Origin of the sequence: Hanstruepera marina (genome assembly GCF_019880635.1) — a bacterium.
Classification (GTDB): Bacteria; Bacteroidota; Bacteroidia; order Flavobacteriales; family Flavobacteriaceae; genus Hanstruepera; species Hanstruepera marina.
In genome coordinates this window covers 469,847-494,428 of the sequence record NZ_JAINVX010000002.1, presented here as the reverse complement: position 1 = coordinate 494,428, position 24,582 = coordinate 469,847, and the positions used below count along the sequence as shown (strand labels likewise).

Here is a 24,582-nt window from a genome sequence, read left to right as displayed (position 1 = left end):
TAATGTTCAACTTCAAGAATGAAAGAAATCTACGAAGCAAAATTTGTTGAAAATCTATTTGACAAAATGAGTAGTTCGTATTCAAAAATGAATTACATAACCTCATTTGGATTTAGTGAAAGATGGAGACGACAATGTGTTGAAGAAATTGGGATTGAAAAAGGAAAAATTGTTGTTGACTTAATGACTGGTATGGGAGAATGTTGGAAACATATCCTCAAAAAATCGGATAACAATTCAAAACTAATCGGAATCGACTTTTCTACAGAAATGATTAATCGAGCTAAAAAAAACAAACTGAATTTTAGTGATTATGAGATTGAAATCCTAAAAGAAAATGTCTTTGAGAATTCTATTTCTAATGAAAGTACGGACTTTGTTATTTCTGGTTTCGGATTAAAAACATTTAATGACCAACAACTTGGAAAATTAGCGAATGAAATCCACCGAATATTAAAAGTGGATGGAAAATTTTCATTGATTGATGTTTCAGTTCCAAAAAAAAGTTTTTTAAAACCATTTTATATGTTTTATCTAAAAAAAATCATTCCGATTTTAGGGAAGTTATTTTTAGGCAGTCCTGAAACTTACAAAATGTTGGGCGTCTATACAGAGGAATTTGGAAACTCAAAAAATGTATTTCAAATTTTTAACCGACCTGAATTTAAAGTTGAATATGTGGAATATTTTTATGGTTGTGCAACTGGAATTAAAGGAATTAAAATAAAATAACTATTGGCAACAACATCGATAAATCATTGCTTGTTCTCACCTTCTTCCGAATTAATACAAACTGAATTTAAACATCATTATGATGAATATATTGAACTAATAAATACAAAATATGAGAAATATTAGATTAAAGTTAATTTTACTTTTTTTAGTTTCCTCTTTTGGTGTTGGAATATATGTTTGGGTTAATAATTTTAAACAAATTGATATATTTAGAACTAAAAATGATGGTATTACAAATTCTCAAATACATCAAATAAAGAATTCAACTGATATAGAATTTATTCGAGAAAATGCCATAAACTACATTAATTGGAATAAAAAAAATAGATATAGTAAAAACAGTGATGCTGTTTCACAATCAAAACTAATTTTATTACAATAGATTTTAATTCTACTATCTCTAATTTTAAGTGTAACATATATTATAAAACAAAAAAACGAAGTACAACAACATGTGTAATTAATCCTACAGATTCTTTGGCACTATATCGAAACCTAAATTGTCAATTAATATTTAATTAAACAAAAAAATGATTTCAAATATAAAGCGAATAGTATTCGGGCTTCTAACAATCGGGCTATTAAGCTGCAACTCGACACAAAAAGAAAACCATACCAAAAACACAGAAACCTACCCAGATATTAAAATTGTAGGTGCTATGAAAAATGTAATGTGGAAGGGCGAATTAGGAGCCAGTATAAACCTTGATACTATTTCAAATAAAAATGGACTTTATGGGCTAGGGCCCGAAAGCTACCTCACTGGAGAGTTGTTAATTAACAAGGGTGAAAGTTACGTTTCAAAAGTAATTTCCGATTCTACAATGATCGTTAAAAAACAGATTGATGTTACAGCACCATTCTTTGTTTATGGTAACGTAACCGAATGGAATGAAATTAACTTGCCTGCTTCGATTAAAACCATTCAAGATTTAGAAAACTTTATTGATACAAATACAGCTGATTTTAAAAGACCTTTTGTTTTTAAGTTAGTAGGACAAGCTACTAGTGCTATTATACATATCCAAAACCTTCCGGAAGGGACAAAAGTATCCTCTCCAGATGAAGCTCACCAAGGGCAAACCAATTATAAATTAAAAAATGAAGTTGTAGAAATAGTCGGTTTTTTCTCAACCGAACACAAAGGTGTTTTCACACATCACGATTCATTTTTACATATGCATTTAATTACAATCGACGAACGTAAAATGGGACATCTAGACGAACTAGAAATTGGAAATATGAAATTGTACTTACCTGAAAAGTAGACGCTTACAAAAGCATGGGTTGGAATATTAGTAATGCCGTGCAAACTCAATTTAAAAACAGTAACTTTAAACCCCATTTCAAACAAACACAATGAGCAGAACCCTTTGGATATTAATCCTTACACTTGTTTCAACCTTTTCTTTTTCACAAACTGAAAATGCCCACCTAAATACTCAACTTGCAGAAATGAAAACATTCTTCTTAACAGAAGATTACGTAAGCTTTAGTAATTATACACATCCAAAAATTATAGATATGATGGGCGGTAAAGCTAATGTTGTTAAAGCTACAAAGGAAGGCATGCAAAAAATGAAGAGCGAGGGTTTTATTCTTACAGACTTGAATTTTAAAAATGCTTCTGATTTTTTTAAAAAAGATGGGGAATTACAATGTTCTTTAACCCAAATAATAACAATGCAAACTCCAAAGGGAAAAATTGTTTCTGAATATACCTTAATAGGAATATCAGATGATGATGGACAAAACTGGACATTTATAGATACTTCTGGAAAGAACAAAGAAACTATGCTAAAGTACTTTCCAAACTTGCATCGAGACATTGTAATAAAAACAAAAAAACAAAAAATGATAGACTGAAAATCGCTTTTTCAGCATTATTTATATATACTTACAATTAACAATAAACAACCAACCATCAATGAACGACCAATTAAACTTTTGGAAAGCATTACTAATTACACCCAAACAATTTTTTATAAACGAATTTTCAGATAAAACCAAAGTCCGTTTTTTTAATACTGCTATTGTAATATTCTGTTTAGGTTATGGCATAGATCAAGCTAATAGACAATTAACCCGATTTGATATAAAAGGTAAACTAGACCAAATTGCCTTTGTAAACGATTGGATTGGCTTTTGGATATCAGCTGTAATTGCGGGTGCTATCGGAGGCTATATTGTCTATTTAATTGGTGGCTGGTTTTATGATGTTAGGCTAAAATGGGCAAAAGGCTCTGGCAATCTTGATCTGTCCAGACGACTTTATCTGTATTCCAATTTTTACTTAAATCTGACTATCATTTTTATATGTATAGTTGAAACCATAAAAAATAGAAAACCGTACGACCCATTTGAAGACTTTCAGTTATTTGATGCCGTTTCTATTTTATTTTTGTTGTTTTTTATATTCCACTCTATTTATTTAAGTTTTACAGGTGTTACAACCCTAACCGATGTTGACAAAAAACTAGCAACTGTTTGGTTTGCCATATTACCAACCTTGTTATACATTTTCTTGTTTGGAGCTTTGATAATTTTATTTGCTAGCTATTTTAGTTAGAACTTAAAGCTATAAGATTTACCTTTTAGATATAAAAAAGCCAACTTGTTATTAACGCGTTGGCTTTTTAAAACTGTAAAAAGAACTTTAATCGACTTTTTTATCTTCTTTTTTAATCTCTAAACTTTCAAAGTCTCCAGCATTGGTAACTGTCCACTCTTCATAATTTTTAAAGTACTTTTTAATAGCTGCATTTACATCATCTACAGTTAAACTTTTTACTTGTTCTTCTATATTTTTTTGGAAAGTCATATCACGATTGTAATATAAATTACTACCAATTAAACCAGCAAGCTCATTGTCTTTAGCACGTGATACGCTTTGTGCTTCAACCCAACCTTTAACTGTTGTTTCCAATTCTTCTTGCGTAATACCTTCAGCTATAAAGCGGGCAATTTCCTCTTTAAAGCCTTGCTGCACTTTTGCTGCATTTTCAGGCGCATAAATAGCATATACAAAAGCTGATGAGTTTTTCTCCTTACTATTGTTATCTACATTTACAGCGCCTCCTGCTCCATAGCTCACACCATCTTGTTGGCGTAATCTGTTGGCAATTCTAGACGATAAGAATCCGCCACCTAAAATTTCACCTGCAACCTGAAGTGCTGCATAATCTTTATCTTCTCGACTAACTTCCATAGCCAACATACCAAACGAAATAGCATTCTTTTTATCTGGAGTTATTATACTCTCATTGGCTGCTGTGTTCTTAGTATACACATCTAAAATAGGTTCATAATTATGACTATTTTTAAAGTCGCTGAAGTTTGTATTGAAATAGGTTTTCAACACTTGCTCATCAATATTACCAATTGATACTACCGTAGCATTATCTGAAATACCATAAAATTCTTTATGATACGCTTTTAAATCGTCTACAGTAACCGCTTTTATAGCTTCAATTTCTTCATCAATAGTCATGTTGTATAACGGATGACCTTTAGGGAAAGTTTGATTGAGTAACCCCATTTCACGAATGGCTAAAAATTGCGGATCGGTTTTATTCTGCTCTAAACTCGCTAAATCTTGTGTTTTTAGCTTCTCTAATTCAGCTTCATCAAAAATAGGGTTCTTTAGCATATCGGTCATAACATCTAAAGTTGCGATTAAGTTTTCTGCAGTTGAGTTTACAGAGGCGTTAATACGACCGTTTGAACCACCAATATAAACCGATGACTTTAAAGCACTTAATTCGTCTTCAATATCTTGTCTTGATTTTGTTGTTGTGCCTTTGTTAAGCATACGACCCGTATAGCTGGCTATTTTACCTTTATTCATAAAATCGTCAACATTACCATTTCTAATGGTGAAATTTAACATGACGGTCTCACCACGGTTATTCTTTTTAATAAAGCCATACTCAATTGGTGCTTGCCCTAAAACTCCAGAATCTAAACGGTTTTGAATATTATCATAAGATACATCAAAAGATTCACCAGCATCAAATCCTTCTTTTCCTTTATAATTTGACACAAGATCTTCAAGACCTTCGGTATGTTCTATACCAACACGAATAGGATTCTTTGTTGGCTTAAACAGTCCTACAGTTCTGTTAGTATTAATTAAGTAGCGCTGTACTGCTGCATTAACTTTATCTAAAGTCATATTCTCAATACGGTCACGATGTATAAACATTAATCGCCAATCGCCAGCACCAATAAACTCACTTGTGTAGGTGCCTAAAAATGAAGAGTTTCTCGATATCTGATCAATTTGTTTTAATAGATTAGCTTTAGCTCGTTTAAGTTCGTCTTCTGTTACAGGCTCTTTTGAGAAATTATCCAACACACTCAATAGGGTTTCTTCGGCTACCTGTAAAGACTTATCTGAAGGCACATTTACGTTTACATATAAGAATGATGGTTCTTTGGTAAATGGCGAGAAAGAGTATAAACTGGAAGCCTTTTTCTCATCAACCAAAGCCTTGTACAAACGCCCTGAAGGGTTATCGGTCAAAACTTCTTCCGCAATTGCCATAGCAGCATAATCTTCATGAGATCCTGCTGGTATGTGGTATAATGCCGAGGCAATTTGTAAATCCCCTACACGGCTTAACTCCACACGTCTTTCACCATCTTGTGGTGGTTCAATGGTTGGAATATCTCTTAATGCAACAGCAGGATTTTCTAATCCACTAAATTTCTCCTGAATTAATGCTAAAGTCTTGTCCTTATCAAACTTACCTGTTACCATAAGCACGGCATTATCTGGACGGTAATATTTTTTGTAAAAAGCCTGTAAATTTTCAATCGGCACACGCTCAATATCTGAACGGTTTCCAATGGTCGATTGTCCGTAATTATGCCATAAATACGCTGAACTAATTACATTTTTCATTAAAACTCCAGACGGTGAGTTTTCTCCACTTTCAAACTCGTTTCGTACTACCGTAAATTCTGATTGCAAATCTTCATTAGCTATATAAGAATTCACCATTCTGTCTGCTTCCAAATCTAATGCCCACTCCAAATTTTCATCAGTAGCATTAAACGTTTCATAATAGTTGGTACGGTCATACCATGTGGTACCATTAGGTCTGGCACCATGTGCTGTTAATTCTTCTGGAATGTTAGGGTGGTTAGGTGTACCTTTAAAAACCATGTGCTCCAATAAGTGAGCCATACCTTTCTCGCCATAACCTTCATGTCTTGACCCTACTTTGTAGGTAATGTTCACTGTAATGGTTTGAGCTGAATTATCTGGAAACAGTAAAACTTTTAAACCGTTATCCATCATATATTCAGTAATACCTTCTACACTTGCCGTTTGTTTAATTTGAGCATTTCCATCAACAGAAACACTAAACAACAACAGAACAACTAGTAAGCTTTTGAATAGATTGTTTAATTTTTTCATAATAGATTATTGATTAAGACTATAAAGATAAAACATCTCGTTTGTATTTTTTTGAATTTTAAAAACAATCTTTTTAATCAATAAATAATTACATTTACATAAATTGAAAACTTATGGATTACAAAGGGAAAATGCTACGAGATGATGCCTTAAAAGGAAAAACAATTATCGTTACAGGTGGAGGTAGCGGATTGGGAAAAGCCATGACCAAATATTTTTTGGAACTTGGTGCTCAAGTTGCCATTACGTCTAGAAACCTCGAAAAACTTGAAAATACTGCTGCCGAATTAGAAAAAGAAACTGGAGGAGTTTGTCTCCCATTACAATGTGATGTTAGATATTATAATGAGGTTGAAAACATGCGTGATGCTGTTATTGCCAAATTTGGACAAATTGATGTACTTTTAAATAATGCTGCCGGAAATTTTATTTCGCCAACAGAACGCTTATCGGCCAATGCTTTTGATACCATAATAGATATTGTTTTAAAGGGCACAAAAAACTGTACACTTGCTATTGGGAAATATTGGATTGACACAAAATATACCAATACCACTGTACTTAATATTGTTACCACATATTCTTGGACGGGTTCTGCTTACGTTGTACCTAGCGCCGCAGCAAAAGCAGGAGTTTTAGCTATGACCAGAAGTTTAGCTGTTGAATGGGCAAAATACGGCATGCGCTTTAATGCTATTGCACCTGGACCATTCCCTACAAAAGGTGCTTGGGATAGGTTATTGCCCGGCAATTTAAAAGATAAGTTTGACATGGCTAAAAAAGTGCCCTTAAATCGTGTAGGTCATCATCAGGAATTAGCTAATTTGGCTGCCTATCTCGTTTCCGATTTTTCAAGCTATATCAACGGAGAGGTTATCACTATTGATGGCGGTGAATGGCTAAAAGGTGCAGGAGAGTTTAACTTGCTAGAAGATATACCACAAAACATGTGGGATCAACTGGAACAAATGATTCGCAGTAACAAGAAAAAATCGTAGTTTAAAACTAGCTAAATATTAAGCCACAACAGTTTAACGTTTGTTAACAACTTACGTTTTCTAAACCCACAAATAATTGTATTTTTACGCGTATTTAAACCAAATCGATTAATGGGTAAAATAATAGCAATTGCTAACCAAAAAGGAGGTGTTGGAAAAACCACCACTTCTGTAAATTTAGCTGCTTCACTAGGTGTACTCGAACAAAAAGTATTACTAATAGATGCCGATCCTCAAGCCAATGCGACATCGGGTTTGGGCATAGATGTTGAAACCGTTGAAATTGGAACCTACCAGTTATTGGAACATACCAATAACGCCAAAGAAGCCATTGTACAAACCTCTACTCCAAATCTAGATATCATACCTGCTCATATAGATTTAGTAGCTATTGAAATTGAGCTAGTTGATAAAGACGAACGCGAGTATATGCTTAAAAAGGCACTAGAAGACATTAAAGAAGATTACGATTATGTATTAATTGATTGCGCACCTTCTTTAGGTTTATTAACTTTAAATGCCTTGACAGCTTCTGATGCAGTAATTATACCTATTCAATGTGAATATTTTGCATTAGAAGGGTTAGGGAAATTGTTAAACACTATAAAAAGTGTACAAAAAGTCCATAATCCAAAGTTGGATATTGAAGGGTTATTGCTAACCATGTACGATTCGCGTTTACGCCTTTCTAATCAAGTTGTAGAAGAAGTGCAAAAGCATTTTAACGATATGGTTTTTCAAACCATAATTCAGCGCAATGTGCGTTTAAGCGAAGCTCCAAGTTATGGTGAAAACATTATAAATTACGATGCCAGTAGTAAAGGTGCCAGTAATTATTTAAGTTTGGCTAAAGAAATTATTAATAAAAACTCCTAATTATGGCGAAGGCAACGAAGAAACAAGCATTAGGACGTGGACTTTCAGCATTATTAAAAGATCCATCTAACGACATAAATTCTGCTCAAGACAAAAATGCCGATAAAGTTGTTGGCAATATTGTTGAGTTAGATATTGATAGTATTGAAATAAATCCGTTTCAACCACGAACGAACTTTAATGAAGAAACTTTAAGGGAATTAGCCTCCTCAATTAAAGAATTAGGTGTTATTCAACCTATAACGGTAAGAAAACTGGAGTTCAATAAATTTCAATTAGTTTCTGGAGAGCGTCGTTTTAGGGCTTCAAAATTAATAGGCCTCGAAACCATTCCGGCTTACATAAGAATTGCCAACGATCAGGAATCGTTAGAAATGGCCCTTGTTGAAAATATCCAGCGCCAAGATTTAGATCCTATTGAAATTGCTTTATCCTATCAGCGTTTAATAGACGAAATTAATCTGACTCAAGAACAAATGAGTGAACGTGTTGGAAAAAAACGTTCAACTATAGCTAATTATTTGCGCTTACTAAAGTTGGATCCCATTATCCAAACAGGCATGCGTGATGGGTTTATTTCAATGGGTCATGGTCGTGCCATTATAAATATTGAAGACCAAAGCACACAACTAGATATCTACGAACAAATTATTACAAATAAATTATCTGTTCGAGATACAGAGGCTTTGGTGCGATCACTTCAGAATGATGAAAACCCTAAAAAACATGAAAAGAACACTGTTGAACCTCCTAAATTTGTAAAAAAAGGTATCAAGGAATTTTCAGATTTTTTTGGTCATAAAATTAGCATTAAAGCTTCTGCCAATGGAAAGGGCAATATAAGTATACCGTTCCATTCAGAAGAAGATTTTAATCGTATAATAAAACTTATTAAGCGTGCTAAATAGATTCGCAATAGCAATTGTTTTCATGTTGTTTTGTTCTCTTCCTTCTTTTGCACAAGATGGTAAAGAGGATAAAAAACAAAAAAAATCTAATGAATCGCTCGTTGTGGAATCTGGAACTGTTGTTACAGACCCAATAGACCCTTTAGCACCTTCACGAGCAGCTTTCTATTCTGCGGTAATTCCTGGTTTAGGACAAGCCTATAATAAAAAGTATTGGAAAATACCTATAGTTTATGCAGCGCTTGGTACGGGTCTGTATTTTTATTTTGATAATGGTAAAGAGTATGACCGGTATCGCGACGCCTATAAAAGGCGTTTAGCAGGTTTTACTGATGATGAGTTTTATGGCACCATTACAGATTCCGGCTTAATAGAAGCCCAAAAAACCTTACAGCGAAATCAAGAAATTTCATTGTTGGTAACCATTGGTATTTATGTATTGAATATTATTGATGCTAATGTTGATGCCCATTTATTACAGTTTAACGTAGACGATAATTTATCGTTTAAACCACATTATAAAATCAACGAATTTGATAATAGTGGTGATTTAGGATTAACCTTTAATTTTAAATTTTAAACATGAAAATTGCATTGTTAGGCTACGGTAAAATGGGCAAAACCATTGAAAAAATTGCAATAAGTCGCGGACATGATATCGTTATTAAAACCTCTGAAGAAGGTGGATATGATATTACTCAAGCAGATATTGCCATAGACTTTAGCGTACCTGATGCAGCCTTTTACAATATTATAAATTGTTTTAAGCATAATATCCCCATCGTTTCAGGAACAACAGGTTGGCTTCATAATTATCAGGATGCCCTACGTTTTTGCCGCGAACATGATGGTGCTTTTATTTATGCTTCTAATTTTAGTTTAGGCGTTAATATTTTTTTCGAACTCAATAAACAACTGGCCAAAATGATGAATGGCTTATCTGATTATAAAGTTTCAATGGAGGAAATTCATCATACCCAAAAATTAGATGCGCCTAGCGGTACTGCCATTACTTTAGCCGAAAGTATTATTAATGAGCATGACGACTACTCCAAATGGAGTTTGGAATCATCTGAAGAAAAAGCCTTACCTATTAATGCAAAACGTATTCCTGATGTACCAGGTACTCACAGTATTAATTATAGTAGCGAAACCGATAGTATAAAAATAGAACACGTGGCCCATAATAGAGAAGGTTTTGCATTAGGTGCTGTTATTGCTGCCGAATGGTTATTGGGTAAAACTGGTGTGTTTAGCATGAAAGATGTGTTAAACATTGGTTAATTAAACATAAACTTGTAACAATTGGTTGCTTAAGCAAACTAATTATAACAATAAAAATAAACGAATATGACATTTACTGAATTGTTAATCGTATTTATAAGTATTCAAATCATACATGGTTTAGGAACTTGGAAACTCTACCAAAAGGCCAATCGTCAAGCTTGGGAAGCATTTGTACCGATATATAATGCGGTAGTACTAATGAAGATTATTAATCGCCCTTGGTATTGGACTATTTTATTATTCCTTCCTATTGTGAACCTTATTATGTTTCCCGTAATATGGGTTGAAACCGCTAGAAGTTTTGGTAAAAATTCTACTACCGATACTATTCTCGCTATTATAACATTAGGCTTTTATAACTACTACATTAACTACGCTCTAGATGTTGAACACGTAAAAGATAGAAGTTTACACCCTCAATCTGCAGCTGGAGATTGGGTAAGCTCTATTCTATTTGCCATTGTAGCCGCTACTATTGTACATACCTATTTTATTCAACCGTACACTATACCGACATCGTCGCTAGAAAAATCATTATTGGTAGGTGATTTCTTATTTGTAAGTAAGTTTCATTATGGTGCACGAGTGCCTATGACAGCTGTTTCAGCACCTATGGTACATGACACGATTCCTATTTTAAATAAAAAATCGTATTTATATGATGATGATGTGAACAAAAAGAATACTTCGTTTATCAATAAATTCTCATTACCCTACATGCGTATGCCTGGGTTTCAGGAAATCGAGCATAACGATATTGTAGTGTTTAACTGGCCTGTAGATACCTTATACAATATGTACAAGCAAGCCGATAGAAATTATTACAAACCTATAGATAAAAAAACCAACTATGTTAAGCGCTGCGTAGGCTTACCTGGAGATTCGCTTGAGGTTCGTGATGGTTATGTTTATATTAATGGTAAGCAAAACGTATTGCCCGATCGTGCCAAGCCTCAATTTTCATATAAAGTAGAAACAAAAAACGGGCCATTTAATAACTATTTATTGGCTAACCGCTATAATATTACAGACTTTCCACAGTACAATCAGGATTATTCCATGAGTTACTTTCCAGGTATTTGCCAAGAAAGTCTTGATAAATTTAAAAATCATCCTAATGTAAAAAGTATTGAGCCTTTAAAACGTGAAAAAGGTGAACGCGAAACAAGTGTATTTCCTCACGACCCAAATTACAGTTGGAATAATGATTGGCTAGGTCCGCTTTATATACCAAAAGCAGGAGTTACCGTAAAACTCAATTTAGATGTGCTCCCACTCTATAAACGCATTATTACGGAATACGAAAACAACACCTTACAAGTTAAAGGCAATCAAATATTTATTAATGGTGAATTGGCCAATTCTTATACGTTTGAAAAAGACTATTACTGGTTAATGGGTGATAACCGCCACAACTCTTTAGATGCAAGGTCTTGGGGATTTGTACCATTCGATCATGTTGTGGGTAAGCCTGTATTTATTTGGATGAGTTGGAATACAAACGGCAAAGGTATTAAAGAAAAAATTCGTTGGGAACGCTTGTTTACCACAGTAAATGGTAGTGGAAAACCAACATCTTACTTTATTCCATTTTTAATCTTACTAGCGGGTTGGTTTGGTTTCAGCAAATGGCGTAAACATAAAAAAGCGAATAGCTAATTTGTTATATGGATATACTCATCCATCCAACTTATTTATCCAATATAGCACACTTTGCTGCTATTATACAAGCTGATACGGTTTGTTTTGAAATGGATGACAACTTCCAGAAACAGACGTATAGAAACCGTGCGTATATTTATGGTGCCAATGGCAAGTTATCGCTCAATATTCCTGTAATCCATACACAAAAGAAACGTCAAAAATATCGCGATGTCAGGGTTTACAATGCTGAAAAATGGCAATTAAACCATTGGAAATCGCTAGAGTCTGCATATCGCACCTCCCCTTTTTTTGAATTTTATGAAGATGACATTGCTCCACTTTATCAAACCCAGGTTGAGTTTCTATTAGATTTTAACTTAAAGTGTTTTAAAACTATTTGTGACTGCCTACAACTTGAATTATCTATTTCAAAAACAGAAGTGTATGAAAAAACAGTGGCTAACAAGTTAGATTATCGTCATCTGGTGAATGCTAAACAGGAAAAGCCAAAACATTTTGAACCCTATACTCAAGTTTTTAATGACAAGCATGGCTTTATTAGCAATTTAAGTATCCTTGACTTATTGTTTAATGAAGGACCAAATACGTTAAATTACTTGCAAAACCAGTCACTTTTAGAACTATGACACAGGTTTTAGTTCACTACGGTTTACATGTTTTACTTCCGCTATTTATAGCTTTAAAATTTTATCCCAAGAAAGTTATCATGGCTTATGCGATTATGATTGCAGGCATGTTGATTGATTTAGATCACCTTTTGGCCACCCCTATATTTGACCCGAATAGATGTAGTATTAATTTTCATCCCTTACATTCATATTGGGCGATAGCAATTTATATTCTACTATTATTCCCAAAACAAACCCGATTAATTGGACTAGGTTTGGTTTGCCATATTATTGCCGATACAGCCGATTGTTTATTGATGTAATTGTAAAGTGGCTGAAATGGGATAATGATCAGAATAGTGTTCGTCAAATGTTTTGAAGTCTTTAACTTCAAACGATGGATCGCTTAAAATAAAATCAATTCGAATGGGAAAAAATTTAAAATCATAAGTTCTTCCAAATCCATTGCCAGATTCCTTAAATGTGTCAACCAAATCGCCACGAATGGCATTGTAAACATAGGAAAATGACGTGTTATTGAAATCACCACAAATTATCATTTGATATGGACATTTAGTCTTGTGCTCTAAAAACAATTCCGCTTGAGATTGCTGCATTTCAAATGTACGTTCAACACGTTTAAATAAGCGTTCAGAATCTTCTTGTTTTAACTTGTCAACATTAGCATCTATACGCATAGATTGCAAGTGTATATTATATATTCGCAAGGTATCTTCATGTTTTACAATATCAATAAATATAGCATTATTGGAGGTGTTTGGAAATTCTATAGAACCCGAATTAATTATAGGATACTGCGAAAAAATGGCCTGACCATATTTGACCTTTTTACCAGAAAGCTTTTCAAATTTATACTTGAAAAACGATAAATCTAAATCATTATGCGGATGAAACTCCTGAATGCTTAAAACATCTGGGTTTTGTTTTTTTATAAGATTGGTCATTTCACCTACCATATCTTTCTCTGGAATCCAATCGTATAAATTGAAAAGTCGGACGTTGTAATTCATCACTTCTAAATCATTACTGCTTTTTGCATATTCAGAATTTGAAAACTTATAAAGTGATCCGAAAGCGAAATAGCCTATTAGCAGTACCACAAAAGAAATAGATAGCTGTTTTTTTAGTTTAACTAGCCAATAGAAGAAAAAAATAATGTTTATAATAATAAGAAATGGTACACCCAAACTCAATACAGACAGTATGGGGAAAGTTTTTGGAGGAACTAACGGCAAGCAATACGATAACAATAACATAAATGCCAACAGACCGTTAATAAGGTAAATAATTTTGTCTATTAGCTTTAAGTTTTTCATACTTACTTACCAGCTTTAAATAAGAATTCCTTCTCATCAGCAGTCAAACTATCATAACCGCTCTTACTTATCTTATCTAAAATTAAATCAATCTTCTTTTGCTTATTAAACTCGTTAAATTCCGCTTTAGTATAGCCTGCTACCTTTCCAGGTTTTTTACGATGAACTGTTTTTAAATTTGACTTCTCACGTTTTTTAAAGAGGCTAGACAGGCTATCCATCATTTTTTCAAAACCTTTGCCTATATCCTGACCTTTCAATAGCTGCTTGGCATAAAAATAACCCAACAACGCACCTCCAAGATGTGCTAAATTGCCTCCTGCATTGCCTAATATTGGATCTTTAATTCCGGCAAACACGCCCAAAACATCAAAAATGACAATTGCAACACCTATATACCATAGCTTTATATTGAATGTAAAAAACCGAACTTCCATTTTAGGCATATAGGCACAAAGGAATATTAATAATGCTCTTACAGCAGCCGAGGCACCAACCAATCGCGATTTATTTGGAAATAGGTCTGGAAACATATTATACCCTAAAAGAAAAAGTAATCCGCCAAAAATGGCTCCCAAAAAATAAACATTCAAGCCCATTTTGGCATTAAACAAATTGGAAAACATATTGCCTATAAAATACAGCCACAGCATATTGAAAGCAAAGTGCCAAAAATCGTAATGTACAAAGGCGTATGTAACAACTGTCCAAGGTTGCAAAATAAAATCGCTAAAAGCACTAGGTAGTTCAAACCAATTAAGACTTAAGCTGAAAACATTTCTTAACAACAAGGCTATAATAAACACAACCAAGTTGACCACTATAAGCTTTTCAAAAACATTAAGGCGTTTTAATTTGTCTTGTATGTCGTGATTAAGCGATGTCATATTAATTCCATCTATTTTTATTAAACTGCGTTTTCTTCCAATACCACATAATTAAAAATCCGGTTAATGCACCGCCAATATGTGCCATATATGCTGTGTTGCTTGGGCTGAAAAACGATTGACCTGTAAGTGCCGAAATCAAATCTAACCCAATAATACCAGGAATAAAATATTTCGCTTTTATGGGAATTGGTAAAAATATGAGCATAAGTTTAGATTCTGGATAGAGCATTCCAAAGGCCACTAAAACACCCATAATAGCTCCAGATGCACCAACCATAGTACTATTAAAAACACCAACAAAGTTCTGCAGTTGCTCTTGGCTTAAATGTTGAGTCCAACGTGTATCATACATATTATATCCCGATTTTAAAGTACTCATAGTTTGTGCTTGGTCAAGACCAGCTTCATTTAACACAGACATACCGGAATAAAACTGAAAATAGTAATACCCAATCATTAACAAGGCTGCACCAAGTCCAGAGGATATGTAGAAAAACAAAAACTTTTTACTACCAAATCGCTGCTCAACAGCTGTACCAAACATCCATAAAGCAAACATATTAAAGAAAATATGCATAAAACCACCATGCATAAACATATGTGTTATAATTTGCCAGGGCTTAAACATTTCGTTTTGTGGAAAATGCAAGGCAAACCACTCGTAAAACAACTCGTTACTACCAATTGGCGCACCTCCAACAGTTAGTGTACCAATAAACATAACAACATTTATTATAAGTAAGTGCTTTACGGTATCTGTCATTGAATTCATCATATGCTTTACTAAATAAATTTATTTTCTAATTCATTCATATCCATCGTAATAAACGTAGGCTTGTTGGTAGGAGACATATTAGGTTCCTTACATCCAAACAAACTATTAACCAAATGTTCCTGCTCTGTTCTTGTTAATTGTTGACCCGCCTTTATAGCCAAACTTTTGGACATAGATTTGGCTAACAAATCTGTTGCACTAAAATTTGTATCTGGCACTTCATTTTGAATGTCACTTATTAAACGTTCCAATATTATTGAAACCTCCTGTGCAGGTACATTAACAGGTATACCCGAAATTTCAATATGGTCATCCTTAAAATGGGTAAACACAAAACCTGTGTGTTCCAAATCTTGTTTTACTTGTTCAATACAATTAATCTCTTCTGGCGAAAAGAACACCTGAACAGGAAATAACAATTGTTGACTCACACTCTCTTTTATGGTTATGTGCTTTAAAAACTCTTCGTATAGAACCCGTTGGTGAGCTCTATTTTGGTCTATTATTAGCATACCTGATTTTATAGGGCTAATAATATATTTTTTATGAAGTTGATATGTAGTATGTTTAGATTCTAACTTAGAACTGTCAGTAAACATACTGGGTGTATGCTCTTCACTTTCCAATTGAATTTCGCTAAAGTCTTTTGGGGACTTTGTGCTTTTTGACTCTAAATCTACATATAAACCCTCCCAACTTGCTACTGGTTGTTTGGTGTAGTTCGATCTAGAGGTGGTTTTTGAAACGGATTCTTCCTGAAAGGGGTTAAACGACCTATCGACTTCTACACTTGGCGTTTGTACTGATTTATTTTTATACGAATACGGTGTATCTAAATTTGCATCACGATCAAAATCCAATACAGGAGCAATGCTAAACTGACCTAAACTATGCTTTACAGCTGAACGCAATAATGCATAAAGTGTATGTTCATCATCAAACTTAATTTCTGTTTTAGTTGGATGGATATTTATATCAATAGATTTAGGGTCAACTTCTAGATTCAAAAAATAACTGGCATGTGTTCCCTCTCGTAACAAACCATCAAATGCTGAATTTATAGCGTGATTTAAATACGCACTTTTGATAAAACGATTATTGACAAAGAAAAACTGTTCGCCACGTGTTTTTTTGGCATATTCAGGTTTCCCTACAAAACCAGATATTTTTAACACTTCGGTATCTTCATTTACGGGTACTAATTTTTCATTAGTCTTATTCCCAAAAATATTTACAATACGTTGCCTATAATTGCTTTCGGGTAGATTAAAAACCTCACTTCCATTATGATACATAGTAAACCCAATAGTAGGATGTGCCAATGCAACACGATGAAATTCATCAATCACATGGCGCAATTCTACAGGATTTGACTTTAAAAAGTTTCGTCTAGCTGGAATATTATAAAACAAATTCTTTACTGCTATAGAAGTTCCTACAGGAGTTACTACAACATCTTGAGACTTCACCTCACTACCCTCAATTTCTATTTGCGTACCCACCTCATCATTTTCTTGACGCGATTTAAGTTCAACATGAGCAATAGCAGCAATACTAGCCAGAGCCTCACCACGAAATCCTTTGGTATGCAGTTGAAATAAATCTTCAGCCGAGCGGATTTTTGATGTAGCATGTCGCTCAAAACTCAACCGCGCATCGGTTACACTCATTCCGCAGCCATTATCAATAACTTGCACAAGTGTTTTTCCAGCATCTTTAATTAGCAATTTAATCTGTGTCGCCCGTGCATCAATAGCATTTTCAAGTAGTTCCTTAACTACAGAAGCTGGACGTTGAACCACTTCTCCTGCAGCAATTTGGTTAGCAACATGATCGGGTAATAGTTGAATGATATCTGCCATTAGTTATTTGAAAAGAAAATTGACAAATCGAATCCAATAAATACTAAAAAGAGAAGAACAAGAACCGCTATGATTATTAAAACACGCTTATTTGCAGTTTTATCTGAATTATGACGATAATCGTTTAAAGCATTATTTAATTTGGCCTTTAATCCTTTATTACTGCCTACTGTTGTTCTAAAATCGTCAAACTTATGCTTTATTTCATAAGGATTTCCATCGCCTTGGTAGTGCCGTGGTGTATAACTAAACTTTTTATTTTGTCGTGTTTTAAAAATCCCCATGATATTAGTTTTATTCGTATTGGCTTAAAATGTAAATTAATACCAACATAGCAATCAAAAACAAGACCAAAAACAATGGCGATGTCAAGAAACTGTTTTTACGCTTACGCGTTTGTTTTAAATCTTGCCATTTTGTCTGCAAATCGGCTTGATCTATATCGTGATTTTTATCTTGAAATCTAGGTTTATAATTAAAACTTCGTTTTTGCTTTGCCAATGGTAACTATTTAAGCAGATACCTTTCAAAAATACTGAAATTACGGGCAAACATAAAGTTCAAACTGCCAAAAATTGTTAACAACAGGAAGAATTGCTTAAACTAGGTATTGTAAACAGAAAATTGAAGTTTAGTTATTCTGATTTAAATGGGCCATTTTAATGGCGGCAACAGCAGCTTCGGTTCCTTTGTTTCCGTGTTTACCTCCAGAGCGGTCTATAGCTTGTTGCATGGTGTTGTCTGTCAACACACAGAAAATAACCGGAATGTTGTGTAGCACGTTTAAATCTTTTATACCCTGCGAAACGGCATCGCAAACAAAATCGAAGTGCTTTGTTTCTCCTTGAATAACGCTACCTATAGCAATAACAGCATCGACATAGTGTTGTTGCATTTTCTTGCAACCAAAAATTAGCTCATAACTTCCTGGCACATTGGCACGTGTAATATGCTCTGGTGGAACACCATGTTTGATCAACGTATTGTAAGCGCCTTGATAAAGGCCTTCGGTTATGGTATCATTCCATTCAGAAACAACAATCCCAAACCGAAAATTTTTCGCATTTGGGATTGTTGTCTTATCGTAATCTGATAAATTTTTATTTGCAGTTGCCATATATACTTGCCGAATACTCGGTAAATTATTTGCTGGCCAACGCTTTAGCTTTTCCTATAAATACATCAATATTTGCAGCCTCGGTTGACTCTGGGTAATTTTCCTTAATATTTTCAAAGTGCTTAAGGGCAGCATCTGTTTTACCTAACTCCATAGCCACAATTCCAGCTTTGTATAAATACATTGGCGTTGTAAAATCGTTAGAACGCATGGATGCAGCTTGCTCATAATAGCCCAAAGCATCTTCTTGTTGGTTTAATTGCACAAAGGCATCACCTATTCCACCTTTTGCCATTGGTGCTAAAACTTCATCATCGCTAGAAAAATCACCTAAATATGATACTGCATTTTTGTAGTCTTTCATGTTTAAATAAGCCATTCCAGCATAGTAGTTTGCAATGTTAGCAGCTTGTGTACCATTGTATTCAGAAATAATATCCAACATACCAAACTTACCTTCACCTCCATTTAAAGCTAAATTGAATAAAGAATCTTTATCGGTAGGATTCGTTATAGCTTGGTCGTAGAATTTTTGAGCACGGAACATATCGTTCATGGCCTCACTTTGCTTTGGTTTTGCTATAAATTCGTTATAACCTAAATAACCTAGAACCACAGCAGCCACCACACCAATAATTACAAAAATGTACTTTTGGTTTTTAATAACCCAATCTTCAGTTTTTGAAGCTGTTTCATCTAGTGTGTTAAATACTTCAGCCGTTGTTGAGTGATCTTCAATCTCATGCTCTTTCTCAACTTTGGTTTTAGGTTTATATCCTCTCTTCTTGTACGTTGCCATGTATTTAAAATTTATGCGCCGCAAAAATATAATTTTTCTTTAGATTTAAAAGGGTATTTATTTGTTATTTTTCAATAATTTGCACAACCGTTTACCGAATTTTCTAAAAATTGCTTCAATTAGTTCTAGATTCATGATTTTAAAATCGTTATCTCTTCTTAACTATAAAAACTTTGATAGTGTTTCATTCACTTTTAATGATAAAATAAACTGCTTTGTTGGAAATAATGGTGTTGGAAAGACTAATGCATTAGATGCCATTTTTCATTTATCCTTTGGTAAAAGTTATTTTAATCCGGTGTCATCCCAAAATATTAAACACGATGAATCCTTTTTTGTAATTAATGGTGAATACGAAAAAAACGATAGTACCGAAAAAATTGTTGTCAGTCTAAAGCGGGGTCAAAAAAAAGTTATAAAACGTAACAATAAAGTTTACGATAAGTTTAGTGACCATATTGGTTTTTTACCTTTGGTAATCATTTCTCCTGCCGATCGCGATTTAATAATTGAGGGCAGTTCTACTAGACGAAAATTTATAGACAGTGTTATTTCACAAAGTGATAAAGTATATCTGGAACACTTAATTAAATACAACAAAACGGTTTCGCAACGTAATGCCCTATTAAAGTATTTCGCTGCTAATCAAACCTTCAACACTGATACTTTAGCTGTTTACAACGAACAATTAAACATCTTTGGACAGCACATTTTTGAAAAAAGAAAACGGTTTTTAAAAACCTTTATCCCTATTTTTAAATCACGTTACGAGGCTATTAGTGGAGGTAAGGAATCTGTTAACTTGATTTACGAAAGCGATTTAGAACACGATACACTTGATAAGCTTTTAAAGGAACAGATTTCTAAAGATCGTGCCCTACAATATACATCAGTAGGAGTTCATAAAGACGATTTAAATTTTCAGATTGCCGAACATCCCATTAAAAAATTTGGAAGCCAAGGGCAGCAGAAATCGTATTTAATAGCTCTAAAATTGGCGCAATTTGATTTTATTAAAGCACAAAAAGGCACAAACCCAATTTTGCTATTAGATGATATTTTTGATAAATTAGATGAAAATCGTGTTGCACAGATTTTAAAATTAGTCGACGATGAAAATTTTGGTCAACTTTTTATAAGTGATACTCATGCCGACCGTACAGAAGAAGCCGTAAAACACGTTCACCAGTCCTATGAAATATTTAAACTTTAAGCAAACCGTTTTTATCGTAGCATTGAGCTTAATGGCTAGTTGTTCATTAAAAAACAATGTTGATTTATCACATCTGGATGGCTATTGGGAAATTAAATCGGTTACCTTTAAGGATGGCACAAAAAAGGAATATACGTTTAGTGACACCGTAGATTTTTTATCTTTAACCGATAGCGTATTTGGTATTAGGAAAAAAATGAAGCCTAATTTTAGTGGCTATTTTGAAACCTCAAAAGATTCTGAACGCTTTGAAATTAAATTGGAAAACGATAGTGTAAATGTATATTATCAAACTCCTTTTGATTCGTGGAAAGAAACGATTTTGAAATTATCTGAAAGCGAATTAGTTGTTAGCAATAAAAGAGGAGCTATTTATTCCTACGTACGGTATCAACCCATAAACATCGAGTAAAACACATTACAAAAATGGCAAAACGCAACAATGATAATTTAAATATGGCTGAAGCCCTTAAAGAGTTTGTTGAAACCAATAGACTGGAAAAAGGTTTAGATGCCGTAAATGTTCAAGATGCCTGGAAAAACATGATGGGAAATGGTGTAAATAATTATACTACGGCTATTCAGCTAAAAGGTGATATTCTTTATGTTCAGTTAAGTTCCAGTGTTTTGCGTGAAGAATTAAGCTATGGCAAACAGAAAATAATTGAAATGTTAAATGAAAGTTTAGGTAAAATATTAATTAAAAAACTGGTGCTACGTTAAACTAAAAAAGCCTGAATAAATTCAGGCTTCTTCGTGTATTGAATATTTTATAAGTCTTAAAACATCTCGCGCCCTGCAAAATGAAACGCACCTTCAATAGCTGCATTTTCATCACTATCACTACCATGTACAGCATTTTCTCCAATAGAAGCTGCATATAATTTTCTAATAGTTCCTTCAGCAGCATCAGCAGGGTTAGTAGCCCCTATTAATGTTCTAAAGTCTTCAACAGCATTGTCTTTTTCTAAAATAGCTGCTACAATAGGACCACGAGTCATATATTCTACTAGTTCACCAAAAAAAGGACGCTCTTTGTGAATTGCATAAAACTCCTGTGCATCTGCAGTTGTCATTTGTGTTAATTTCATAGCTACGATTCTGAAACCTGAAGCTGTAATTTTTTCTAATATTGCACCAATGTGTCCTTTTTCAACAGCATCTGGCTTAAGCATTGTAAATGTTCTATTTGTTGCCATTTGTTTTTTTAATTTGAGTGCAAAAGTAATGCATTTCTTAAGAAAAACAATATTAAGCGATATTAAAAAATTGTATATTCGTGCCCTATGACAGAACAGGCAATACAAGAGGTAAAGGTTTTATTACAGTCGCCAAAACAAATCGTGATTGTTCCACACAAAAACCCTGATGGTGATGCTATGGGCTCTACGTTGGGACTATACCATTTTTTAAAAAAATTCAATCATGATGTAACAGTAATTGCACCAAATGATTATCCCGATTTTTTAAAATGGTTACCTAGTGATAATACCGTTCTTAAATTTGATACGCAAGCTAATGTTTGCAACAAACTTATTGAGCATGCTAATATCATTTTTACTTTAGATTTTAATGCACTTAACAGAGCCGGTGATATGGAATTTGCACTGCAAGAAAGTCGTGCCATTAAAATTATGATAGATCACCATCAACAACCAGACGATTATGCTCAATATATGTACTCTGATGTTGCTATGAGTTCTACCTGCGAAATGGTTTACAACTTTTTTGAAATGCTTGGTTATACTGACAAAATTGATGCTGATATCGCCTCTTGTCTTTATACTGGTATTATGACCGATACAGGTTCCTTTAGGTTTCCATCTACAACAAGCCAAACCCATCGTATTGCAGCAGCACTTATAGATTATGGTGCTAATCACGCCGAAATTCACAATGCCATTTACGACACCAACTCTTATGACCGTTTACAATTATTAGGTTGTGCGTTAACAAATTTAAGAGTCATTCCAGAGTTCAAAACAGCCTACATTACCTTATCGCAAGAAGAATTAAATAAATATAACTTTAAAAAAGGTGATACCGAAGGTTTTGTTAATTATGGTTTATCACTGAATAATATAATTTTTGCAGCCATTTTTATTGAGGACCAGCAGCAGAATATCATAAAAATCTCGTTGCGTTCTAAAGGTGATTTTTCAGTAAACGAATTTGCACGAGCTCATTTTGATGGTGGCGGACATACCAATGCAGCTGGTGGACGAAGCGAATTGGATTTACAAAAAACCATTGAAAAATTTATTAGTATATTACCAAACTATAACAATGCCCTAAATTCATGAAACCTTTAACATATATAATATTGTTACTTCTAGTTTTTACTGCCTGTAAATCTCCTGAAGCACGTAGGCCTATTTCTGCTAAATCAGGGTCGTTTATCGATAAATCGGTCGCACGTAATATTCAACTTAATGAGAGAGAAGAACTCATGTTTCAAGACCTAATGGAAGCAGATACGACTAAAAATTACGAAGCTTCAGAAAATGGGTTTTGGTATAGTTTTAAAAATCGTGTGAGCGATTCCTTAATAACACCTTCATTTGGAGATACAGTAGTTTTCGATTATAATGTAAAAACCAGTAATGGAGAAATTATCTATTCTAAAGGCGACTTAAAAACGCAGCGCTATATAATGGACAAACAAGAATTATTTAGCGGTTTACGCGAAGGTTTAAAGCTTATGAGGGCTGGCGAATCGGCCACTTTTCTATTCCCTTCACAAAAAGCTTATGGCTACTATGGCGATGAAAATAAAATAGGCACCAATGTTCCTATAATTTGTGATGTAACCGTACATACAATTAACCCAAATAAATAAACCTATTCAAATAATTAATTTATCAGTATGAAATTACTCAAACAAACAATGAAATTACTAGTCCTAACACTCTTGTTAAGTCTAACATCATGCGGACAAGAAAAATATCCAGATTTAGAAGATGGCTTGTATGCAGAAATAGTAACTAACAAAGGCACTATGGTTGCCAAACTGTTTTACACAGAAGCACCTGTAACGGTTGCCAATTTTGTATCCCTTTCAGAAGGCTCACATCCAAAAGTTGCCGACTCATTAAAAGGAAAGCCTTTTTACAATGGTTTAACGTTTCATCGTGTTATGGATAAATTCATGATTCAAGGTGGTGATATTTTAGGCACAGGAGCTGGCGGACCAGGTTATACATTTGGAGATGAGTTTAGCCCAAATTTAAGACACGATAAGCCAGGTGTACTGTCTATGGGAAATAGAGGTGTAAACACGAATGGGAGTCAGTTTTTTATTACAGAAGTACCAACACCTTGGCTAGATGGTTTAGACGCCAATGGAAGTTTAAAGAATTGTGAAAACCCAAGGGTTGGCTGTCATAATGTTTTTGGAGAATTGGTTATAGGATTAGAAGTACAAGATACCATTTCAAATGTAGAAGTTAATAAGTCCAATAACAAGCCTATTGAAGATGTTGTTATTCAAGAAGTAAATATTATTAGAAAAGGTGCCGATGCTAAAGCTTTTGATGCACCAAAAGTTTTTACTGAAGAATCAGAAAAACTAGCAGAAAAATTAGCAGCAATTAAAGCTGAAGCCGAGCAAAAGGTTAAAGAATCTGCAGCAAAAGCGGCAGAAGCTTTTCTTGAAAACAATAGTGATTTACCTGGACCAGTTAAAAAACTAGACACAGGTGTAATTATGATTTATATAAACGAAAGCAACGGTGAAAAGCCAAGTAGTGCAGATCGTGTTTTACTGAATTATGCAGGTTATTTTGAAGATGGCCGTTTGTTCGACACAAGTTGGGTAGATGTAGCTAAAGAGAACAATGTATATAACGAACAGCGTGACAAACAAGGTGGCTATAAACCACTAGAAGACGCCTATAATGCAACTTCCAGAACAGTTCCTGGGTTTAGGGAAGCTATGCTTAATATGAATGTTGGTGATAAAGTTCGTGTGTTTATTCCATCGTATTTAGGTTGGGGAGCACAAGGTTCAGGACCAATTCCGCCTAATGCCAATGTTATTTTTGATATTGAATTGGTTGGTATAAAATAACTAAAATCAAAATCATAA

Annotated in this window: 29 protein-coding genes; 19 read left to right on the top strand and 10 right to left on the bottom strand. The window is 33.9% G+C overall.

What is annotated here, in order from left to right; genetic code table 11:
- Nucleotides 1-18: 18 nt before the first annotated feature.
- The 5 genes from K7G76_RS10015 (at nucleotide 19) to K7G76_RS09995 (ending at nucleotide 3,304) form a co-directional block, all read left to right on the top strand.
- Nucleotides 19-732, top strand: coding sequence for a class I SAM-dependent methyltransferase (locus tag K7G76_RS10015; RefSeq protein ID WP_223034058.1), 714 nt, complete (start codon nucleotides 19-21; stop codon nucleotides 730-732).
- Nucleotides 733-844: 112 nt separating this feature from the next.
- Nucleotides 845-1,117 carry a hypothetical protein gene (locus tag K7G76_RS10010; RefSeq protein ID WP_223034057.1) on the top strand — a complete coding sequence of 91 codons (273 nt, stop codon included), beginning with the start codon at nucleotides 845-847 and terminating at the stop codon, nucleotides 1,115-1,117.
- Between the two features lie 148 nt (nucleotides 1,118-1,265).
- Nucleotides 1,266-2,003 (top strand): acetolactate decarboxylase, encoded by a 738-nt coding sequence (locus K7G76_RS10005; RefSeq protein ID WP_255572986.1) that lies wholly within the window; start codon nucleotides 1,266-1,268, stop codon nucleotides 2,001-2,003.
- Between the two features lie 91 nt (nucleotides 2,004-2,094).
- Nucleotides 2,095-2,601, top strand: coding sequence for a hypothetical protein (locus K7G76_RS10000; protein ID WP_223034056.1), 507 nt, complete (start codon nucleotides 2,095-2,097; stop codon nucleotides 2,599-2,601).
- 61 nt (nucleotides 2,602-2,662) lie between these two features.
- Nucleotides 2,663-3,304 carry a YIP1 family protein gene (locus K7G76_RS09995; protein WP_223034055.1) on the top strand — a complete coding sequence of 214 codons (642 nt, stop codon included), beginning with the start codon at nucleotides 2,663-2,665 and terminating at the stop codon, nucleotides 3,302-3,304.
- Nucleotides 3,305-3,391: 87 nt separating this feature from the next.
- Here K7G76_RS09995 and K7G76_RS09990 read toward each other — a convergent pair whose 3' ends face one another.
- The gene (locus tag K7G76_RS09990; RefSeq protein ID WP_223034054.1) at nucleotides 3,392-6,160 is read right to left on the bottom strand and encodes a M16 family metallopeptidase; all 2,769 of its coding nucleotides are present in this window, start codon (nucleotides 6,158-6,160) and stop codon (nucleotides 3,392-3,394) included.
- Between the two features lie 113 nt (nucleotides 6,161-6,273).
- Here K7G76_RS09990 and K7G76_RS09985 point away from each other — a divergent pair, with 113 nt between their 5' ends.
- The 8 genes from K7G76_RS09985 to K7G76_RS09950 all read left to right on the top strand — a co-directional run bounded on the left by K7G76_RS09985 (nucleotide 6,274) and on the right by K7G76_RS09950 (nucleotide 12,825).
- Nucleotides 6,274-7,158, top strand: a complete 885-nt coding sequence (locus K7G76_RS09985) for an SDR family oxidoreductase (RefSeq protein ID WP_223034053.1) — start codon at nucleotides 6,274-6,276, stop codon at nucleotides 7,156-7,158.
- Nucleotides 7,159-7,269: 111 nt separating this feature from the next.
- Complete coding sequence (locus tag K7G76_RS09980; RefSeq protein ID WP_223034052.1) at nucleotides 7,270-8,034, top strand: ParA family protein; 765 nt, start codon at nucleotides 7,270-7,272, stop codon at nucleotides 8,032-8,034.
- Nucleotides 8,035-8,036: 2 nt separating this feature from the next.
- Complete coding sequence (locus K7G76_RS09975; RefSeq protein WP_223034051.1) at nucleotides 8,037-8,942, top strand: ParB/RepB/Spo0J family partition protein; 906 nt, start codon at nucleotides 8,037-8,039, stop codon at nucleotides 8,940-8,942.
- Nucleotides 8,932-9,522, top strand: a complete 591-nt coding sequence (locus K7G76_RS09970; protein WP_369412200.1) for a DUF5683 domain-containing protein — start codon at nucleotides 8,932-8,934, stop codon at nucleotides 9,520-9,522. Before K7G76_RS09975 ends, K7G76_RS09970 begins: the two co-directional genes overlap by 11 nt.
- 2 nt (nucleotides 9,523-9,524) lie before the next feature.
- The gene (gene dapB, locus K7G76_RS09965) at nucleotides 9,525-10,226 is read left to right on the top strand and encodes a 4-hydroxy-tetrahydrodipicolinate reductase (RefSeq protein WP_223034050.1); all 702 of its coding nucleotides are present in this window, start codon (nucleotides 9,525-9,527) and stop codon (nucleotides 10,224-10,226) included.
- Nucleotides 10,227-10,292: 66 nt separating this feature from the next.
- Entirely contained in the window at nucleotides 10,293-11,888 is a 1,596-nt protein-coding gene (lepB, locus tag K7G76_RS09960; RefSeq protein WP_223034049.1) for a signal peptidase I, read from the top strand.
- Nucleotides 11,889-11,896: 8 nt separating this feature from the next.
- Nucleotides 11,897-12,520, top strand: a complete 624-nt coding sequence (locus K7G76_RS09955; RefSeq protein WP_223034048.1) for a WbqC family protein — start codon at nucleotides 11,897-11,899, stop codon at nucleotides 12,518-12,520.
- Nucleotides 12,517-12,825 (top strand): DUF6122 family protein, encoded by a 309-nt coding sequence (locus K7G76_RS09950; RefSeq protein ID WP_223034047.1) that lies wholly within the window; start codon nucleotides 12,517-12,519, stop codon nucleotides 12,823-12,825. The genes K7G76_RS09955 and K7G76_RS09950 overlap by 4 nt, the downstream gene beginning before the upstream one ends.
- Here K7G76_RS09950 and K7G76_RS09945 read toward each other — a convergent pair.
- The 8 genes from K7G76_RS09945 to K7G76_RS09910 all read right to left on the bottom strand — a co-directional run bounded on the left by K7G76_RS09945 (nucleotide 12,814) and on the right by K7G76_RS09910 (nucleotide 19,282).
- The gene (locus K7G76_RS09945) at nucleotides 12,814-13,839 is read right to left on the bottom strand and encodes an endonuclease/exonuclease/phosphatase family protein (protein WP_223034046.1); all 1,026 of its coding nucleotides are present in this window, start codon (nucleotides 13,837-13,839) and stop codon (nucleotides 12,814-12,816) included. The genes K7G76_RS09950 and K7G76_RS09945 overlap by 12 nt on opposite strands.
- A 2-nt stretch (nucleotides 13,840-13,841) precedes the next feature.
- The gene (locus K7G76_RS09940; protein WP_223034045.1) at nucleotides 13,842-14,726 is read right to left on the bottom strand and encodes a rhomboid family protein; all 885 of its coding nucleotides are present in this window, start codon (nucleotides 14,724-14,726) and stop codon (nucleotides 13,842-13,844) included.
- Between the two features lies 1 nt (nucleotide 14,727).
- Nucleotides 14,728-15,501: a rhomboid family intramembrane serine protease gene (locus tag K7G76_RS09935; protein ID WP_223034163.1), complete on the bottom strand. Its 774-nt coding sequence runs from the start codon at nucleotides 15,499-15,501 to the stop codon at nucleotides 14,728-14,730.
- An 11-nt stretch (nucleotides 15,502-15,512) separates the two neighbouring features.
- Nucleotides 15,513-17,366 carry a DNA mismatch repair endonuclease MutL gene (gene mutL / locus K7G76_RS09930; RefSeq protein ID WP_223034044.1) on the bottom strand — a complete coding sequence of 618 codons (1,854 nt, stop codon included), beginning with the start codon at nucleotides 17,364-17,366 and terminating at the stop codon, nucleotides 15,513-15,515.
- Nucleotides 17,366-17,650, bottom strand: a complete 285-nt coding sequence (locus K7G76_RS09925) for a riboflavin synthase subunit beta (RefSeq protein WP_223034043.1) — start codon at nucleotides 17,648-17,650, stop codon at nucleotides 17,366-17,368. The genes mutL and K7G76_RS09925 overlap by 1 nt, the downstream gene beginning before the upstream one ends.
- A 10-nt stretch (nucleotides 17,651-17,660) precedes the next feature.
- Nucleotides 17,661-17,867 carry a hypothetical protein gene (locus K7G76_RS09920; protein ID WP_223034042.1) on the bottom strand — a complete coding sequence of 69 codons (207 nt, stop codon included), beginning with the start codon at nucleotides 17,865-17,867 and terminating at the stop codon, nucleotides 17,661-17,663.
- 130 nt (nucleotides 17,868-17,997) lie between these two features.
- Entirely contained in the window at nucleotides 17,998-18,483 is a 486-nt protein-coding gene (gene ribH, locus K7G76_RS09915) for a 6,7-dimethyl-8-ribityllumazine synthase (protein ID WP_223034041.1), read from the bottom strand.
- 25 nt (nucleotides 18,484-18,508) lie between these two features.
- A complete protein-coding gene (locus K7G76_RS09910; RefSeq protein WP_223034040.1) occupies nucleotides 18,509-19,282 on the bottom strand; it encodes a tetratricopeptide repeat protein in 774 nt (257 codons plus the stop codon).
- Between the two features lie 133 nt (nucleotides 19,283-19,415).
- Here K7G76_RS09910 and recF point away from each other — a divergent pair, with 133 nt between their 5' ends.
- From recF to K7G76_RS09895, 3 genes are read left to right on the top strand one after another with little or no spacing between them, the layout of a single operon-like run.
- Nucleotides 19,416-20,495 (top strand): DNA replication/repair protein RecF, encoded by a 1,080-nt coding sequence (gene recF, locus K7G76_RS09905; protein WP_223034039.1) that lies wholly within the window; start codon nucleotides 19,416-19,418, stop codon nucleotides 20,493-20,495.
- Complete coding sequence (locus tag K7G76_RS09900; RefSeq protein ID WP_223034038.1) at nucleotides 20,476-20,907, top strand: hypothetical protein; 432 nt, start codon at nucleotides 20,476-20,478, stop codon at nucleotides 20,905-20,907. Before recF ends, K7G76_RS09900 begins: the two co-directional genes overlap by 20 nt.
- A gap of 14 nt (nucleotides 20,908-20,921) precedes the next feature.
- Entirely contained in the window at nucleotides 20,922-21,218 is a 297-nt protein-coding gene (locus tag K7G76_RS09895) for a DUF721 domain-containing protein (protein WP_223034037.1), read from the top strand.
- Nucleotides 21,219-21,274: 56 nt separating this feature from the next.
- Here the strand turns inward: K7G76_RS09895 and K7G76_RS09890 are convergent, their stop codons facing one another.
- Nucleotides 21,275-21,694: a nucleoside-diphosphate kinase gene (locus tag K7G76_RS09890; protein ID WP_223034036.1), complete on the bottom strand. Its 420-nt coding sequence runs from the start codon at nucleotides 21,692-21,694 to the stop codon at nucleotides 21,275-21,277.
- Between the two features lie 87 nt (nucleotides 21,695-21,781).
- Here K7G76_RS09890 and K7G76_RS09885 point away from each other — a divergent pair, with 87 nt between their 5' ends.
- The 3 genes from K7G76_RS09885 to K7G76_RS09875 are packed head-to-tail and all read left to right on the top strand — an operon-like array spanning nucleotide 21,782 to nucleotide 24,564.
- A complete protein-coding gene (locus K7G76_RS09885; RefSeq protein ID WP_223034035.1) occupies nucleotides 21,782-22,798 on the top strand; it encodes a DHH family phosphoesterase in 1,017 nt (338 codons plus the stop codon).
- On the top strand, nucleotides 22,795-23,334 hold the full coding sequence (gene gldI / locus K7G76_RS09880) for a gliding motility-associated peptidyl-prolyl isomerase GldI (protein ID WP_223034034.1): 540 nt from the start codon (nucleotides 22,795-22,797) through the stop codon (nucleotides 23,332-23,334). Before K7G76_RS09885 ends, gldI begins: the two co-directional genes overlap by 4 nt.
- A gap of 48 nt (nucleotides 23,335-23,382) precedes the next feature.
- The gene (locus K7G76_RS09875; protein WP_223034033.1) at nucleotides 23,383-24,564 is read left to right on the top strand and encodes a peptidylprolyl isomerase; all 1,182 of its coding nucleotides are present in this window, start codon (nucleotides 23,383-23,385) and stop codon (nucleotides 24,562-24,564) included.
- The last annotated feature ends 18 nt before the right edge of the window (nucleotides 24,565-24,582 follow it).

Bases quoted from the DNA above. Each gene is read 5' to 3' on its own strand.
- K7G76_RS09890 (WP_223034036.1), bottom strand. From the start codon at position 21,694: ATGGCAACAAATAGAACATTTACAATGCTTAAGCCAGATGCTGTTGAA.
- K7G76_RS09925 (WP_223034043.1), bottom strand. From the start codon at position 17,650: ATGGGGATTTTTAAAACACGACAAAATAAAAAGTTTAGTTATACACCA.
- lepB (WP_223034049.1), top strand. From the start codon at position 10,293: ATGACATTTACTGAATTGTTAATCGTATTTATAAGTATTCAAATCATA.
- dapB (WP_223034050.1), top strand. From the start codon at position 9,525: ATGAAAATTGCATTGTTAGGCTACGGTAAAATGGGCAAAACCATTGAA.
- K7G76_RS09910 (WP_223034040.1), bottom strand. From the start codon at position 19,282: ATGGCAACGTACAAGAAGAGAGGATATAAACCTAAAACCAAAGTTGAG.
- K7G76_RS09975 (WP_223034051.1), top strand. From the start codon at position 8,037: ATGGCGAAGGCAACGAAGAAACAAGCATTAGGACGTGGACTTTCAGCA.
- K7G76_RS10015 (WP_223034058.1), top strand. From the start codon at position 19: ATGAAAGAAATCTACGAAGCAAAATTTGTTGAAAATCTATTTGACAAA.
- K7G76_RS09945 (WP_223034046.1), bottom strand. From the start codon at position 13,839: ATGAAAAACTTAAAGCTAATAGACAAAATTATTTACCTTATTAACGGT.
- K7G76_RS10005 (WP_255572986.1), top strand. From the start codon at position 1,266: ATGATTTCAAATATAAAGCGAATAGTATTCGGGCTTCTAACAATCGGG.
- K7G76_RS09940 (WP_223034045.1), bottom strand. From the start codon at position 14,726: ATGACATCGCTTAATCACGACATACAAGACAAATTAAAACGCCTTAAT.
- K7G76_RS09935 (WP_223034163.1), bottom strand. From the start codon at position 15,501: ATGAATTCAATGACAGATACCGTAAAGCACTTACTTATAATAAATGTT.
- K7G76_RS09980 (WP_223034052.1), top strand. From the start codon at position 7,270: ATGGGTAAAATAATAGCAATTGCTAACCAAAAAGGAGGTGTTGGAAAA.
- K7G76_RS09900 (WP_223034038.1), top strand. From the start codon at position 20,476: ATGAAATATTTAAACTTTAAGCAAACCGTTTTTATCGTAGCATTGAGC.
- K7G76_RS09895 (WP_223034037.1), top strand. From the start codon at position 20,922: ATGGCAAAACGCAACAATGATAATTTAAATATGGCTGAAGCCCTTAAA.
- K7G76_RS09995 (WP_223034055.1), top strand. From the start codon at position 2,663: ATGAACGACCAATTAAACTTTTGGAAAGCATTACTAATTACACCCAAA.
- K7G76_RS10000 (WP_223034056.1), top strand. From the start codon at position 2,095: ATGAGCAGAACCCTTTGGATATTAATCCTTACACTTGTTTCAACCTTT.
- K7G76_RS10010 (WP_223034057.1), top strand. From the start codon at position 845: ATGAGAAATATTAGATTAAAGTTAATTTTACTTTTTTTAGTTTCCTCT.
- recF (WP_223034039.1), top strand. From the start codon at position 19,416: ATGATTTTAAAATCGTTATCTCTTCTTAACTATAAAAACTTTGATAGT.
- K7G76_RS09950 (WP_223034047.1), top strand. From the start codon at position 12,517: ATGACACAGGTTTTAGTTCACTACGGTTTACATGTTTTACTTCCGCTA.
- K7G76_RS09885 (WP_223034035.1), top strand. From the start codon at position 21,782: ATGACAGAACAGGCAATACAAGAGGTAAAGGTTTTATTACAGTCGCCA.
- mutL (WP_223034044.1), bottom strand. From the start codon at position 17,366: ATGGCAGATATCATTCAACTATTACCCGATCATGTTGCTAACCAAATT.
- K7G76_RS09875 (WP_223034033.1), top strand. From the start codon at position 23,383: ATGAAATTACTAGTCCTAACACTCTTGTTAAGTCTAACATCATGCGGA.
- gldI (WP_223034034.1), top strand. From the start codon at position 22,795: ATGAAACCTTTAACATATATAATATTGTTACTTCTAGTTTTTACTGCC.
- K7G76_RS09955 (WP_223034048.1), top strand. From the start codon at position 11,897: ATGGATATACTCATCCATCCAACTTATTTATCCAATATAGCACACTTT.
- K7G76_RS09990 (WP_223034054.1), bottom strand. From the start codon at position 6,160: ATGAAAAAATTAAACAATCTATTCAAAAGCTTACTAGTTGTTCTGTTG.
- K7G76_RS09985 (WP_223034053.1), top strand. From the start codon at position 6,274: ATGGATTACAAAGGGAAAATGCTACGAGATGATGCCTTAAAAGGAAAA.
- ribH (WP_223034041.1), bottom strand. From the start codon at position 18,483: ATGGCAACTGCAAATAAAAATTTATCAGATTACGATAAGACAACAATC.